The sequence below is a fragment of the Maribacter spongiicola genome, from assembly GCF_052119685.1.
In the GTDB taxonomy this organism is placed as follows: Bacteria; Bacteroidota; Bacteroidia; order Flavobacteriales; family Flavobacteriaceae; genus Maribacter; species Maribacter spongiicola_A.
Genome location: NZ_JBGQOO010000019.1, coordinates 1 through 16,109 on the forward strand (window position 1 = coordinate 1; position 16,109 = coordinate 16,109).

Annotated in this window: 12 protein-coding genes; all 12 read right to left on the minus strand. The window is 36.1% G+C overall.

The genetic code is table 11. The features are described from left to right. Positions 1-562: 562 nt before the first annotated feature. The 12 genes from ACEN2N_RS18180 to rpsO all read right to left on the minus strand — a co-directional run bounded on the left by ACEN2N_RS18180 (position 563) and on the right by rpsO (position 15,993). Positions 563-1,168 (minus strand): hypothetical protein, encoded by a 606-nt coding sequence (locus tag ACEN2N_RS18180; protein ID WP_441825655.1) that lies wholly within the window; start codon positions 1,166-1,168, stop codon positions 563-565. An 87-nt stretch (positions 1,169-1,255) separates the two neighbouring features. After that, complete coding sequence (locus ACEN2N_RS18185; RefSeq protein ID WP_441825656.1) at positions 1,256-2,236, minus strand: YpdA family putative bacillithiol disulfide reductase; 981 nt, start codon at positions 2,234-2,236, stop codon at positions 1,256-1,258. Beyond that, the gene (rpe, locus tag ACEN2N_RS18190) at positions 2,233-2,883 is read right to left on the minus strand and encodes a ribulose-phosphate 3-epimerase (RefSeq protein ID WP_441825657.1); all 651 of its coding nucleotides are present in this window, start codon (positions 2,881-2,883) and stop codon (positions 2,233-2,235) included. Before rpe ends, ACEN2N_RS18185 begins: the two co-directional genes overlap by 4 nt. An 83-nt stretch (positions 2,884-2,966) precedes the next feature. Beyond that, positions 2,967-6,074 carry a VPS10 domain-containing protein gene (locus tag ACEN2N_RS18195; protein ID WP_441825658.1) on the minus strand — a complete coding sequence of 1,036 codons (3,108 nt, stop codon included), beginning with the start codon at positions 6,072-6,074 and terminating at the stop codon, positions 2,967-2,969. Between the two features lie 272 nt (positions 6,075-6,346). Further along, entirely contained in the window at positions 6,347-6,625 is a 279-nt protein-coding gene (locus tag ACEN2N_RS18200; RefSeq protein WP_441825659.1) for a VOC family protein, read from the minus strand. An 11-nt stretch (positions 6,626-6,636) separates the two neighbouring features. Next, the gene (locus ACEN2N_RS18205) at positions 6,637-9,273 is read right to left on the minus strand and encodes a c-type cytochrome (RefSeq protein WP_441825660.1); all 2,637 of its coding nucleotides are present in this window, start codon (positions 9,271-9,273) and stop codon (positions 6,637-6,639) included. 50 nt (positions 9,274-9,323) lie between these two features. Further along, on the minus strand, positions 9,324-9,776 hold the full coding sequence (locus tag ACEN2N_RS18210; RefSeq protein ID WP_441825661.1) for a tRNA (cytidine(34)-2'-O)-methyltransferase: 453 nt from the start codon (positions 9,774-9,776) through the stop codon (positions 9,324-9,326). Then, positions 9,776-10,000: a VF530 family DNA-binding protein gene (locus tag ACEN2N_RS18215; RefSeq protein ID WP_441825662.1), complete on the minus strand. Its 225-nt coding sequence runs from the start codon at positions 9,998-10,000 to the stop codon at positions 9,776-9,778. The genes ACEN2N_RS18210 and ACEN2N_RS18215 overlap by 1 nt, the downstream gene beginning before the upstream one ends. 29 nt (positions 10,001-10,029) lie before the next feature. Continuing rightward, positions 10,030-12,012, minus strand: a complete 1,983-nt coding sequence (pulA, locus tag ACEN2N_RS18220) for a type I pullulanase (RefSeq protein ID WP_441825663.1) — start codon at positions 12,010-12,012, stop codon at positions 10,030-10,032. A 259-nt stretch (positions 12,013-12,271) separates the two neighbouring features. After that, positions 12,272-13,135, minus strand: a complete 864-nt coding sequence (locus tag ACEN2N_RS18225; RefSeq protein ID WP_424002067.1) for a sigma-70 family RNA polymerase sigma factor — start codon at positions 13,133-13,135, stop codon at positions 12,272-12,274. A gap of 159 nt (positions 13,136-13,294) precedes the next feature. Further along, positions 13,295-15,511, minus strand: coding sequence for a polyribonucleotide nucleotidyltransferase (locus tag ACEN2N_RS18230; protein WP_441825664.1), 2,217 nt, complete (start codon positions 15,509-15,511; stop codon positions 13,295-13,297). A 212-nt stretch (positions 15,512-15,723) separates the two neighbouring features. Further along, the gene (gene rpsO / locus ACEN2N_RS18235) at positions 15,724-15,993 is read right to left on the minus strand and encodes a 30S ribosomal protein S15 (RefSeq protein WP_441825665.1); all 270 of its coding nucleotides are present in this window, start codon (positions 15,991-15,993) and stop codon (positions 15,724-15,726) included. Positions 15,994-16,109 lie beyond the last annotated feature (116 nt).

Below are 16,109 nucleotides of genomic sequence, written 5' to 3' on the forward strand. Positions count from 1 at the left end.
GCTATATCAAGTGGGAGAGTAGGTAGCCGCCTTTTTCGAAAGCCCTTTACAGCAATGTAAAGGGCTTTTTTTATACCCCGGAAGTCAACAAACTATACTGCATATACGCCCCTATAGCAAAGAGGTAATAGCAATACCAACTCAACTGTCTACTGCAATAGTAAAATCATTTCTACAGTGAACTTATTTCTACCTTTCATGTAGCATCATTATAAATGTCTTGGTTATATAGTTAATAAGTCTAGCACTTTTATAAGGACATAATTTACATATAACCAACCTTAGCTAATCATAATTCTGAGAGTAGAGCTGTAAATGGAGCTAATTCTGAATCGTCAAGTTTGAATTATTCTTTAATCGATTTTTGATTGAATTACATCAAGTAATGACTGATAGCAAATTTTAATTGATATATGTAGTTATCAATATTATAGGTAAATAACAATAATTTTAGGCTTACGGTAGTGCATATAAAAAAACCTGAGAAGCTAGTTTCTCAGGTTTTGGTTTGTTATGAATAGTGATTGTAAATTAATTTGTGGTCTACAACGTTTATTGAATCTTAATCTCTATTGATATCGAAGATGATACCTTCTTTCTGCATTTGAGAAATCTCATTTTTTGAATATCCATAAGTTATCTCAGAATAGTTCTCGTCTTTATCAATTTTATAAAGTCTAGATCTTTTTGATATTTCATAATCGTTTAGAGAAAGGTATAAACTATCTGAAGTTACTTTTTCAAGTCTCATCGTAGAATAACTGCCATTATCAGCTTTGAACTCATATATATCACCAACTGCCGGAGCTGATAAATATAGCTGCGTATTTTCTTTGTCTTTGCCGCCAGAATAAATTACAAAGCCTATCAATAGAGCTAATACTAAAAGTCCTGAAAACTGCCATATAGGTCCCTTCGCATCAGCTTTAATGTTTTTATATTGCATTTTAAGTGCCTCGGGCATTTGTTTTGGCGATAAGGTCTCTTTACAATGGGTGCAATAAGAACTGCCACTTTTTCCTAATGAAAACATGGGAATCCAAAAAACATGCGCATGCTTTCTGTAAATATTGATGTAAATAGTATCTTGATTGTTGCAGTGTTGACAAGTAATATTTCTAGTTTTTACCGAGTCAAGATTAGCTGATCCAGTACCGAAGAAAATCATATGGTTTGGTTTTGTTATTAAGTAAATATAACGTTTTCAAAAATTATCTATTGTTATAAATACTTTGAATACCAATATATCAGTCAATTACGAGGTAGCTATAGCACTCGAAATAATACTCTTAACAATCATTTTTGCGTGAATTCTAGAATTTTCTATAAACCATTTGTGGGTTTCCATCCCTCCACATATTACACCGGCTAGATATAGACCCGCTACATTGGTTTCCATAGTATCTGGATTGTACTCGGGTAATTTCTTTGCGTCATTACTTATATTGACACCTAGTTTTTCTAAAAAATTAAAATTAGGTTTATATCCTGTTAATGCTAAAACAAAATCATTTTCAATTGCTACATCACCATCTCGAGTGATTAAATTGATGTAATCTTTTGAAATTGATTTTATAGTTGTGTTGTAATAAGCTTTGATGCTACCTTCTTCAATTCTATTAATGATATCTGGACGTACCCAGTATTTAACGCGTTGACCAACTTCTGAGCCACGAATTATTAATGAAACCTCTGCACCTTTACGCCAACATTCAAGTGCTGCGTCAATAGCAGAATTGCTAGCTCCGATTACCGCTACTTTTTGACCTGAATAATAATGTGGGTTGTCATAATAGTGTACTACTTTTTCTAAATTTTCTCCGGGTACATTCAATAAATTAGGTATGTCATAAAAACCAGTAGCGACGACAACCTGTTTAGAAGTATAAGTGGCTTTATTTGAAACTATTGTAAATACATTTTCATTTTTTTGAACATTTTCTACTTTTTCAAATAGTTTTATATTCAATTTATTTGAGGTTACAATACGTCTGTAATATTCTAAAGCTTCATCTCGTTTAGGTTTAGCTTCATTACTAATAAAAGGAATTTCGTCTATTTCTAATTTTTCAGACGAAGAGAAAAACTGCATGTTACTAGGGTAGTGGAAAAGTGAATTCACAATAGGACCTTTTTCTAAAATAAGGTAATTGAGTCCGTTTTTCTTTGCTTCCAGGCCACATGCAATTCCTATTGGTCCACCACCAACGATGACCATATCAAATTCAGTTTTCATCCTTTTAATTCTTTTATAGTTTTAATTGGATCGGCACTTTTAAATACAAAACTACCTGCAACTAAAATATCTGCACCTGCTTCAACTAATTTTTTAGAATTAGCAGTGGTAACTCCACCATCGACTTCAATAAGAGCAGATGATTTTTTTCTTGTGATCAAAGCTTTAGTAGCTCTTACTTTATCATACGTATTCTCAATAAAAGATTGTCCCCCGAAACCTGGGTTTACACTCATGATTAATACAAGGTCAATATCTTGAATGATATCTTCAAGTAACATTACATTGGTATGAGGGTTAAGGGCAACCCCTGCTTTCATGCCCAATGCCTTTATGGCCTGTATAGTTCTATGTAGGTGCGTACATGCTTCATAATGTACGGTCAATATATGGGCTCCTAAATTTGCAAACTCTTCCAGATATCTATCGGGATATACAATCATTAAATGAACATCTAAGGGTTTTGTGGCATACTTGTAAATTGCTTTTACAACAGGCATACCGTAAGAAATGTTTGGAACAAAAACTCCGTCCATGACATCAATATGATGATACTCCGCTTCACTTGCATTTACCATTTCTACATCACGTTGTAGATTTCCGAAATCTGCCGCTAAAAGCGATGGCGCTATACTTGCCTTTTTCATATAAATAAACCTTAATCGTTTATTACAAAAATACGTATTTGTAATTCGTTCTACTTGTGTTTTAGCTTTTGCTTTAACATCATTTAATCAATCTTTGATGCACCTTTTTTAGTTAGTATAGGATTGATTTTTGATTTGTATTTACCTAAAATACTATCCAGTTTTTCAAGTTCAACTTTAAGTTCTGCAGATAGTTCTTCAAACACTTTATAGGCACCATTGGTTGGTTTTGCATCGCCATCTTCTACACTTCTACGCAAAGAAGCCATTCTATTGTTGAGTTTTATAGGAAAATTCAAAGGATCTTGACCCGATTGATTTTTTACTTGGTACAATGCTTCTTCAACATCTGATAAATCATTTAAAAATGGTGTAACTATATTAGCATAATCGTCAACATCAATGCTTTCTTTTGCAGTTGTAAGTGATTTTTTAATTTCACGAATTTTGATAACCGCCTCATTGGCGGCTGAAGTTTTACTCATTATTTTATTCGAAAGTTCAAATTGTTCATCTAAATCTTCTTTGGTGATACCTTTAAGGTTGGGGTCCATTTTTATTTCGAAATCATAGATTTTCTCGTAATCGCCAGATTTCATTTTTACTTTATATATTCCTAATGGTGCTTTTGGACCACGAGCAGGTCTTGCGCTCCAAATAATCATTCCGTCAAAAGTGGTAGCTCCTGGGTATCTCATATCCCAAGTAAACGTGTTTATTCCTTTTGCAGTAGTAGGCTTTGAAGAGCCTCCTTTTAACCAATACGGAAGGTTAGGGTCTACTTCATATTTTGGTTTACTACCTGTAAAGGTGTTTATCAATTGATCTTTAGCATCGTAAATTTCAAAAGTTATGGTGTCTTTTTGTTCCTTTAAATAATATTGAATCGAAGCATCTGTAAGTCCTCTCATTGCATCTGTTGGTTTAAATAGAACAGCGTCTTGCTTCACCATTTCTGGCGTAAACTGTCTTATAGGTTGAATATCATCTAAAATCCAAAATCCCCTTCCGTGGGTTCCCAAAACCACGTCATTATCCTTTATAACTAGATCACGAACAGGCGTGTCTGGTAATTTTAATTGTAGACTCTGCCATAATTCACCATCATTCATAGAAAAATAAACGCCATGTTCGGTAGCCAAAAATAGCAGCCCTTCTTTTACCGGATCTTCACGTACCGCTCTTGCAAAATGACCATCTTCAATACCGTTAATAATCTTGGTCCAAGTTTTACCATAGTCATGCGTTTTAAAAACATACGGTTGTCTGTCATCGACTTGGTATCTGTTAGCTGCAACATAAAGCGTACCTGGGTTGTGAATAGATTCATCAATAATACTTACTCTAGAAAATTTAGGTAAATCTTTAGGGGTAATATCTGCCCAATTTTTACCTCCATCTCTAGTAATATGTATTTTACCATCATCTGAGCCTGCCCAGATGGTATTGATATCATGATTAGATGGTGCAAGTGCAAATACAGTCGCGTAAATTTCAGGTCCGTTCATATCCATGGTAATAATTCCACCAGTTTTCCCTAATGTAGAGGGGTCGGCAAAGGTGAGGTCCGGACTAATTCTTTCCCATGATTGTCCGTCATCGGTAGTTTTCCATACGTGTTGCGAGCAAGTATACATTACGTTAGAATCTTGTGGAGCGAACATAATAGGAAAAGTCCACTGCCAGCGTTCTGGTAGCGCACTGGCAGGTTCTCCTGAGAAAAACCTTGGATATACTTGAATGTCTCTTGATTGCCCGTTGCTTCTATCATATCGTGTTAAAAGTGCACCTTGGCTACCTGCATAGAAAATATCTAAATTCTCGGGGTGTTGGGTAATCCACCCACTTTCACCACCACCAACAGCGTAAGCCCAACCATCACCTTGACCACGAGCCTGCATATGTTCCCAACCATCGCTTGGTACGGCAATAGTGCTATTATCTTGTTGTGCACCAGCAACATGATAGGGTACATCGTTCGTTGTCATTACATGGTATAGTTGTGTTGTAACGTAGTCTTCTTCTGTCCAGGTTTTTCCTCCGTTTATACTAACAATGCCACCACCGTCATTAGAAGAAATCATACGGTCAGAATTGTTAGGGTCGATCCATAAATCATGATTATCGCCATGTGGTACTTTTATTTCAATATCAAAAGTTTTACCACCATCCGTAGATTTCCAGAAATCAACATTTAATCCGTAGACAATATCTTTATCAAAGGGATCAGCATAAATTCTAGAATAGTAAAAAGCACGTTGTCTAAGTTTACGCTCATCATTGGTGCGTTCCCATGTTTTACCAGCATCATCTGAACGAAATACACCACCTTCGTTTGCTTCAACAATTGCCCAAACACGGTTTGAATCTGCCGGAGAAACAGTCACTCCGATTTTACCAATAGGTCCATCTGGCATACCAGGATTTTCGGTTAAATCTGTCCAGGTCTCACCGGCGTCAGTGGATTTCCATAGCTTACAATCTGGTCCGCCGCCCCACATTTTCCATGCTTTTCGTTGAACTTGCCACGTGCTTGCATATAGAACTTTAGGGTTATTTCTGTCGATGATTAAATCTACCGCACCAGCTTTTTCGCTAACATATAATGTTTTTTTCCATGTATTTCCACCATCCGTACTTTTAAAAACCCCACGTTGTTCATTATCACCATAGGGGTGACCTAGAGCAGCAACATAAACGATATCAGGATTTGTTGGATGAATTCTAATTCGAGATACCGCTTGTGTTTCTTGAAGTCCTAAATGCCTCCATGTTTTACCGCCATCTTTAGTCTTATAGACACCATCACCTTGTGTTATGCTACCGCGTAGTTGTACTTCTCCCATGCCGATATAAACAATATCAGGATTTGTTTCTGCGATGGCTACCGCACCTACCGAAGAACTGGTTATTTGACCATCTGTAACTGGCTCCCATTCATTACCACCATCCGTAGTTTTCCATAGTCCGCCACCAGTAGCTCCAAAATAATATTCGTTCGGTCTACCTGGGCTACCTGCTGAACCTAATGAACGACCGCCACGAACGGGTCCAATATTTCTCCATTCTAAATTTTCATAGAAATCTGGAGTTATGGTTGCTGTATTCGTTTTAGATTTTTTTTGAGCAAAACTGGTGCTAAAAATAGATAGCACAAATACAAGAAATAGATAGCGGAGCTTAATAGTCATAAAGTTGAAATTTGGTTGGTATACAAAATATTGGATATGGAATAATTCTAGTTTGAAAATAATAATTTAATCTGCTAATTCTATGAGATTGGTTAAATTTAACGGCTTGTTAAACATGTCAATCTCACCTTAGTTATTAAGTGACCATTCATCTTTAGGCCGATCTCAATAAAGTTCTACTCCGCTGCCATCTGGGTCATCAAGACATAGTGCTTCTGAAACACCATGATCTGCAGCGCCTGTAAGTTGATATTTAAAATCATTGAGTCTTTTTAAAATTGCCCCAAATCCTTTTTGGTAGGGTATAGAATTGCTGTATGGTATAGTCCGACTCCATGTTTCGAAGCATGCGGTGCATTCTTGCTCTGCCATGCATTTAAACCAATATGATGATGATAACCACCAGCAGAAATAAAGGCTGCCTGTTCACCATACTTCGTTGTAATTTCAAAACCTAGTATCTCACAATAGAAATGAATGGATTGATTTAGGTCTGATACTTTTAAGTGTACATGACCTATTCTTGTTTGATCAGGAATTTTGTATTTCATGAAATTTTAAACTATTCTTTTCCAGTATATATCTTATGATTTTCATTTCCGCCAGCAATGATATATGCGAATAAATCTACGACCTCTTGCTCATTTAATCTATTCAACAAAGCTGGAGGCATTGGAGATACCGGTGAAAGCTCTTTTTTCAGTATGGCACTCTTTGCAATACTAACGGTATAGCTTTCATTAAATGGATTCGGCATTATTACAATAGAATCTCCAACTTCAGATTTAATCCGACCAGCCAGTTTCGCGTCGTCCTTTAAATGAAAAAGGGTATTTGCATATTGGTCTGATATTTCATCGTTCGGGCTATAAATAGCGAACATTAAATCATAAGTACTGAATTTTGTATGTGCTTGGGTAAGATCAGGACCTGCAGCACCACCTTCACCACGCATTCTGTGACACAATACACAGGTTGCCGAGGCAAATGCTCTTTTACCAGCTTTTATATTGCCTTGGTAGTTATCTAAGCCACCCCAAACAATATCGCCCATATTTTCGCCAGTGTAATTTTTACCCGGTCCAAAAGGTTGTGGTAAATTTGCCACAGCGCTAGATGGAGAGTATACTCCGGAAATTTCTTGAAAATAATCTCTTTCTTTTTCTGGAACATGAGATAGGGCTCGTTGCCTTACATTCTCCATATAGGCTTTAAAGCTCATGCCACCCTTAGAACCTAACACATCAAAATACCAAGAAAAATAACGCGTTCTTAAATCTTTGTTCCATCCATTTTCGGCATTGCTTAATAGCATACCGTAATAAATAGCCTCACTTGGCGGCATTTTAGCGATAACATCCCTAATTAATGGACCGTATTGCTCACTGCGCAAGGTGGCTTCATTAGATAGCATTTCAACACCTTCTGTAACTGTTTTTTGCCCTGTATGATATTCGAGTCTCTCTACAAGTTTATTAACTATACCGTCAGCTTCTAGGTATAAAAGTATCTGAGCCAATTCTTTACTCACAGCACTTTCTGTTGCAGGAAATAAAGGGTTTAAAGTTTTTATGATTTTTTGTTTTTCGCTCTTGTTTGGCATTCCCATTCTAATGAAATTTAGAGAATAGGTACGAAGTAAATTCATCTGCATTTCAGCATCTAAAGTGGTAATGGGTATTGCCATTAATTTTTTCAAAATCAACGATTGAAGTTGTTCGTCGCCCTGATGATTTAAAGCAATACTACTTTCAATAATTTTTCTGTTGTCAGATTCTTTTTTGTAATTGTCTAACCAAGAAGCAATAGGTTGATGTTCTAATGCAACTCTAGAGGCGTATCGCACAAATCGATCCTTATCTACTAAATGCTCCCATGCCAATTCTGTTCCTTTCGGGGAAACAGTTACATGGTACTCTTCTATTTGTTTACGCAGATTTCGTTCTTGTGTATTATTTGAATTTACCTGTGATGTTTTGGTTGTATCTGAGCCTGTATATCGCAATCGGTAGAGGTGAGAATCTAGTCTACGACCACCGGTTGCAAAATATAAGTTACCGTCATTACCCGCAATCATATCTGTTAAGGGTAGGGGAGTTCCTGATAAGAATTCTTCCCTTTTGGCTTCATAAGTACTTTCTTTCTCAATTAAATCAATAAAATAAACGGTACCAAAACTCCAATCCATTGCCAATAGTCCGTTTTTATATCTCTCAGGAAAATTTAGTGAAGAGGTGGATAAAACTGCGGTTGGGGATCCTTGTTCTAAATTATGAACGGCAGGTAAATTGTCTGGATAGTAGGCAGGCCATTTTCCAGATCCTGTTCGCCAGCCGTATTCGCTACCACTGGTAACGTGGCAAATTCTAGTAGGTCTATACCAAGGCATACCAATATCCCATTCCATGTCTGCATCATAAGCGAAAAGTTCACCATCTGCATTGAAAGCCATATCAAAAGGATTTCTAAAACCTGCAGAAATTAATTCAAAAGACGACCCATCAGGATTAAATTTTGTTATCCATCCGCCTGGCGCTTTAATATCATTTGCGTGACCTCTGGCATCTAAGAAGGGTGTAAAGAGATTATCCTCGCCCCAGTTGTTAGGTATTCGACTATTTTGTTTTACACTTTCAGGAATTAAAGTATGATTGCCGGCAATAAAATAAATTTCCTTTGCATCTGGTGATAGTGTGAAACTATGTGGCCCATGTTCTCCGCTTCCTTCTAATTTAAGAAGCATTTTTACGGTATCTAACTTGCCATCATTATTAGTATCGGTTATTCTGTAGATGCCACTACCATTCTCTTGGTCGTCTGAAATTTCGTCATCCCAATTTTTATTAACAGCAACATATAAACTATTGAACGCCCACAATAAACCATGTGCTTCCCCAATTTCTAAATCTAATGACGTAACATCTTTCGCATTAAGAACATCTCCAATTTCAGGAGTTTGAAATTGATATAGTTTGCCATATTGATCACAAGCATACATTATATCACCATTACCTTGAGCTAATGATACCCACGAGCCTTGTTCATGATTACTGGGATGGTAAATTTCTTCTAGTAGAAAATCTTTTGGAGTTTTAAATTCGATACTCGTTTCTTCTACGATTTCTTTTTCTTTCTTGTTGCAAGAGAATAGTAAACACGTGAGGGTGATAATTAAGAATCGGTTGGTGGTATTGGTCATGATTGCTGATAATTGGCTACTTAAAGATACAAAGTAACATCATGTAATTATCAGTCTAATTGACGTAAACCTTCATAAATTGAAATAGCCACGGCATTTGCTAAGTTTAAACTCCTAATATGTTCGCTGTACAATGGGATTTTGACTGTATTTTCGACATTTTTTTTTAATAATTCTTTAGGCAAGCCAACAGATTCTTTCCCAAATACCAAAAACATTTCATCTTCATAATCAATCTCCCAATGATTTTTGGTAGCAGAGGCGGAAAAGAAAATCATTTTTTTGTCTTGATGCTGCGCAAAGAATTCATCAACATTCTCATACATAAGTACGTTTAGGTGTTGCCAATAATCTAGTCCAGCTCTTTTTAAGCGTTTATCTGTAAGTTCAAATCCGAATGGTTTTACTAAATGTAATGTTGATCCGGTGCCAAGGGCTAATCTGCCGATGTTACCTGTATTATTCGGAATTTCAGGTTCTATGAGTACTATATTAAGGCTCATTATTTTTTGAAGGATTGTAAGTATAAATGCTCAACTTTTTCACGAGCCCATGGAGTTCTACGTAAAAATTTTAAACTCGATTTTATAGACGGATTACTTTTAAAGCAATTAATATCTACTTGACCAGCCAAATCTTCCCAAGAATACTTTTCTGTAAGTTCTTCAAGTATGGTCACCAGCTTAATACCATGAAGCGGGTTATTAGGTTGAGAATCTGAACTCATGAGTTTGTACGAATTTGATAGAATTACAGTTAATTCTGAAAGGCTATATACATAGATAAAGGAGGTACTTCAATACTGTCTTTCAATATTTGTAGACCTTGAAAGTCAAAGGTACTACCAGAAACAGCTTTTTGCCAAACTCCATCAATTTTATAATTTATTTTTTTGTTGGATGCGTTGTAAATAACTAGAGTGGTCGCCCAACTATCATCGTTTGCATTACCTTCTAGTGTAAAGGAAACGAGATTGTTATTAGCTGTTTGAAATTTTAAATGTTCTCTTACTTGATCGGATGTAGCCATATAAAAAGATGGATGTTCTTTTCTCAGTTTTATTAGATTTTTATAATAATCAAAAACTTCTTTATAGTCATTCTTCCAATTCCAATTTATTTGGTTGATGCTATCAGGTAGGTTGTAAGAATTATGTTCTCCGTTTTTAGCACGAAGTATTTCTGATCCAGCATGAATAAATGGGGTGCCCTGTGAGGTCAATACAATGGCATTCGCCAATTTATCCATAGCAATCAATTCTTCTAATGTCGCGTCTGGTCTTGATATTTTTAGCTTGTCGAATAGGGTATGATTGTCGTGGCAAGAAGCATAGTTGATAGATTGCCAAGGTTCTAATGTCCATGGAGCATCAGAATAATTTACTTTTTCATAATCGATTTCAGGATGTTGAATGGCACCTACAATTCCGAATTTAATTGATTCCTGTGTATTCTTAGCGCCACTAACGAAACCAAAACTTTCATCTTCGAAAACAGAACCTTTTAACCCATCACGTAAGTCATCATTAAAAGCTGCAAATTTAGGAAGTTGCTGCATGTGCTTTTTAAGGGCTCTTTTTTCTTCAGGTAATGGCGAATCTTTAGCGGTCCATCCTTCGCCATATAAAAGTGCATCAGGGTTTATTTCTAAAACTTTCTCCGCTATAGTGTTCATGGTTTCCATGTCATGAATACCCATAAGATCAAAACGGAATCCGTCAATATGATATTCCTTCGTCCAGTATAAAACAGACTCTATCATGAATTTACGCATCATAGCTCGCTCTGAAGCAGTTTCGTTACCACAGGCTGCAGCATCTGAATAAGCTCCATCTTCCCAATGGCGATAGTAATAACCAGGTACTTCTTGATTAAAATTAGATTCTTCTGTTTTGCCAGTATGGTTATATGCGACATCTAAAATTACCCCAATACCATTATCATGAAAATTCTTTACCATTTGCTTAAACTCTTTAATGCGCACTTCGGCATTAAAGGGATCTGTAGAAAAAGAACCTTCAGGAGCATTATAGTTGTTAGGATCGTAACCCCAATTAAATTGTGGAGTGTCTAAATTGGTTTCGTCAATCGAGTAGTGGTCTAAAGTGGGTAAAAGATGCACATGGGTAATACCCAGTTCTTTTAAATGATCAATACCAGTAGCAACTCCATTTGGACCTTTGGTATCAGCTTCTACTAACCCTAAATATGTACCAGGTAATGATGAGCCAGACTGCGAATGAATTGTCATGTCACGAACATGTAATTCATAAATTATAGTCTCGTTATATTTGCTAAGAGTGGGGGATGAGTCTTTTAGCCAACCCTTTGGGTTAGTGGTTTCCATATCTAAGACCATTGCTCTATTACCATTTACTCCAACGGCTTTGGCATAAATTCCCGGAGTTTCTTTTAGCCACGAATCATTAATTTTAACTTGATAGGTGTAATACATGCCATTTAAATCACCATTGACATTTGTTTGCCAAATACCTTGATGCTCTTTTGTCAGGTAATTGTATGAAAAGACAGTAGAGTTTTGTCCGTCTTTATAGAGTCTTAAAATTACTTCATCAGCTTTTGGAGACCAAAGTTTAAAGAGCGTAGCATCTTTGGTGTATTGTATCCAAAGACTTTCGTTTACAGGGGCAGGGTACTTATTGAAATCAGTAATAGTCTTTTTAGTGTTACAAGAGTTAAACAGCGCGAAACTCATTAGAATTAGTACTGTATTTTTCATTGGGTTAATGCTGATACTCTAAGATAAGGAAAGATTTTTTAGGGTATATAATAGTATACAGATACGTAGCTTTTAAAATTGCATTGCAAACTATTATAAATGAAAAAACTCCGGTAATCAGCCGGAGTTTATTCATCAATCAAAAAACGAACAGTCATGATAAACTGTTGTTACCGTTAAAATTACAACTAATATGCCAATATTGCCAATTTAAGGAATATTTAACGTGCAATTTTTATAGCTTGAACGCTTAAGTTTTTTAACCCAAATACGTTTTTAATATTTTACTTCTAGAAGTATGCTTTAAACGTCTTATAGCTTTTTCTTTAATTTGACGAACTCTTTCTCTTGTAAGGTCAAAAGTTTCACCAATTTCTTCTAAGGTCATAGAATGTTGACCTGCAAGACCAAAGTATAAGCGAATAACATCTGCCTCACGAGGTGTTAATGTTTCTAAAGCACGCTCAATTTCTGTACGAAGAGACTCATGTAATAATTCTCTATCTGGGTTAGGAGACTCACCACTACGAAGTACATCATAAAGGTTAGAATCTTCACCATCAATTAGAGGAGCATCCATAGATACGTGTCTACCTGAGTTTTTCAATGATTGTTTTACGTCGTCAACAGTCATGTCCAATTCTTTGGCAATTTCTTCAGGAGAAGGCATTCTTTCATGCGCTTGCTCTAAAAAGGCAAAAGTTTTGTTGATCTTATTGATAGAACCAATTTTGTTCAATGGCAAACGAACGATACGAGATTGTTCTGCCAAAGCTTGTAATATAGATTGACGGATCCACCATACGGCGTAGGAGATAAATTTAAATCCCCGCGTTTCGTCAAAACGCTGTGCAGCTTTAATTAGACCAAGGTTACCCTCGTTAATTAAATCTGGTAAAGTAAGGCCTTGGTTTTGGTACTGCTTTGCAACTGATACCACGAATCTGAGGTTGGCTTTGGTAAGTTTTTCAAGAGCGAGTTGATCGCCTGCCTTGATACGTTGTGCCAACTCTACTTCTTCATCAGCGGTAATCAAGTCAACTTTTCCAATTTCTTGTAAGTACTTGTCCAAAGATGCGGTTTCCCTATTGGTAACCTGTTTTGTAATCTTAAGCTGTCTCATTAAAATAAATTAAGTTCAGTTTGCATAGACTGCATATACTTATACGTAAAAATCTTCCGAATGTTACAATTGGGTAAAAAAAAGTTCATTTTTCCGTTGAACTACATAAAAAAAGCCCCAACATATATGTCGAGGCTTTCTATTTTAACTTACAAAGAGTTAATCTCTTCTTGGTTTTCTATCGCGATTACGATCGTTTCCACGACGGTCATCTCTTTTTTTGTCATCGCGTGGTGGTCTTTCAACATAACCTTCTGGTTTTGGTAAAAGTGCTTTACGAGAAACTTTCTCTTTTCTAGTTCTTGGGTCAAGTCCGAAATATTTTACATCAAATACATCGCCCATATTAACAACGTCAGTAACATTTTCAGTTCTTTCCCAAGCTAATTCAGATACGTGAAGTAAAACTTCGTTTCCTGGAGCATCCATATATTCAACAACAGCACCAAAATCTAACATTTTGATCACTTTTACTTCGTATACGCTACCTACAGTAGGTTTGAATAGAATAGCATCAATTTTTGCCATAACAGCATTAATACCTTCTCTACCAACACCTAAGATTTCAACGATACCTTCTTCAGTAACTGGATCTTCGTTTATAACAATAGTTGTCTCAGTTTCTTTTTGCATTTCTTGAATTACTTTTCCTCCAGGACCAATAAGAGCTCCGATAAATTCGTTTGGAATTCTACGTGTTACCATAGTTGGTGCATGTTCTTTTACATCAGAATTAGGAGTAGAGATAGTATCTGTAATTTTACCTAAGATATGTAAACGACCATTTCTTGCTTGTTTAAGTGCATTCACTAAAATTTCATAAGACAATCCTTTTACCTTAATGTCCATTTGGCAAGCAGTAATACCTTCTGAAGTACCTGTAACTTTAAAGTCCATATCACCTAAGTGATCTTCATCACCAAGAATATCGGAAAGAACAGCATATTTTCCAGTTTCTGCATCAGAAATTAATCCCATTGCAATACCTGAAACTGGTCTGATCATTTGAACACCAGCGTCCATCAATGCCATTGTACCAGCACAAACGGTAGCCATAGAAGAAGAACCGTTAGATTCTAATACTTCAGATACTACACGTACAGTGTAAGGGCAATCAGCAGGGATCATTCCTTTTAAACCACGTTGCGCCAAGTTACCATGACCAACTTCTCTACGAGATGTTCCTCTTAATGGTCTAGCTTCACCTGTACAAAAAGGAGGAAAGTTATAATGTAAATAGAAATTTTCTTCACCTTCGTAAGATGGCATATCTATTTTGTTGGCATCTCTAGAAGTACCTAAAGTTACCGTAGCCAATGCTTGAGTTTCACCTCTTGTGAAAATTGCAGAACCATGTGTAGATGGTAAATAATCAACCTCACACCAAATTGGTCTAATCTCATCTGTCTTACGACCATCTAAACGTAAACCTTCATCTAAGGTTAAAGTTCTAATAGCAGCTTTCTCAGCTTTAGCGTAATATTTAGATACCAAATCACCATAATCTGCTAATTCTTCTTCAGAAAATGTTGCTTTGATTTCTTCTTTAATTTCAGAGAAAGCAGCGCTTCTTTCATGCTTAGCTGAACCAGCTTTTGCAATAGCATATACTTTATCATATGCCATGTCATGAATTTTCTTTGCTAAATCTTTATCTTCTCTTTCTTCAGCATATTCACGTACTTCTTTCTTACCGAAAGCTTCAGCTAATTTTACTTGAGCAGCACATTGAACTTTAATGGCTTCATGAGCAAATTTAATAGCATCTGCCATTTCTTCTTCAGAAATCTCATCCATTTCACCTTCAACCATCATTACAGAATCAGCTGATGCTCCAATCATCATATCGATGTCAGACTCCGCTAATTGTGCTCTTGTTGGGTTAATAATGAATTCACCGTTTACACGACCAACTCTTGCTTCAGAAATAGGGCATTCAAATGGGAAATCTGATAATTGAATAGCAGCAGAAGCAGCTAAACCAGCCATAGCTTCAGGCATAACATCGTCATCATGAGACATTAACTGAATCATAACTTGTGTTTCTGCGTGATAATCTTTTGGGAATAACGGACGTAAAACACGATCCACCAAACGCATAGTCAAAACTTCACCATCACTAGGTCTAGCTTCTCTTTTAAAGAAACCACCTGGGTAACGACCAGCAGCGGCAAATTTTTCACGGTAATCTACCGTTAGTGGAAGAAAGTCCACATCACTTTGTTTGTAGTTGGAAACAACTGTACATAATAACATACATTTTCCTGATTGTACAACAACAGAACCGTGCGCCTGTTTTGCCAATTTTCCTGTTTCGATAGAAATTTCTCTACCGTCACCAAGGTCTATGACCTCTCTAAATACTTTTGGAATCATAAAATTCGATTAAAATCTGCACAGTGCAGATTTGTTAAACAATGGTCTTTCCGACTGAAATTCTCTGGTCGGAGTTGTTGTGTTGTTGTGTTGACCAATGAAAAACCGTGTGTAGCTTTTTGTTCACCTTTACCAATGTGTTTGGTTTATACTCTGAAGGCGCAGAGTAATTAAAAAAAAGGGGATAGTTAACTATCCCCTTTTTTGCAATATTATTTTCTAATACCTAGCTCTACGATTAGCTCTCTGTATTTTACAATATCATTTTTAATCATGTAATCAAGAAGACTTCTTCTTTTACCTACTAGTTTCACAAGTGAACGCTCAGTGTTGTAGTCTTTATGATTTCTTTTCAAGTGACCGGTCAAGTGATTGATTCGGTGTGTGAATAAAGCAATTTGACCTTCTGTTGAACCAGTGTTCTCTGCTTTACCGCCGTGTTTCTTAAAAATTTCGGCTTTTACTTCTTTCGTTAAATACATTCCAATATTAATTTAAATGATTTTTATGTACATGATTGATTTTCAATCAGGGCGCAAAGGTATGATTTTTTTTGAAATGTTTAATTGTTATTCTTATAATTTGATTTAAAAAGCAC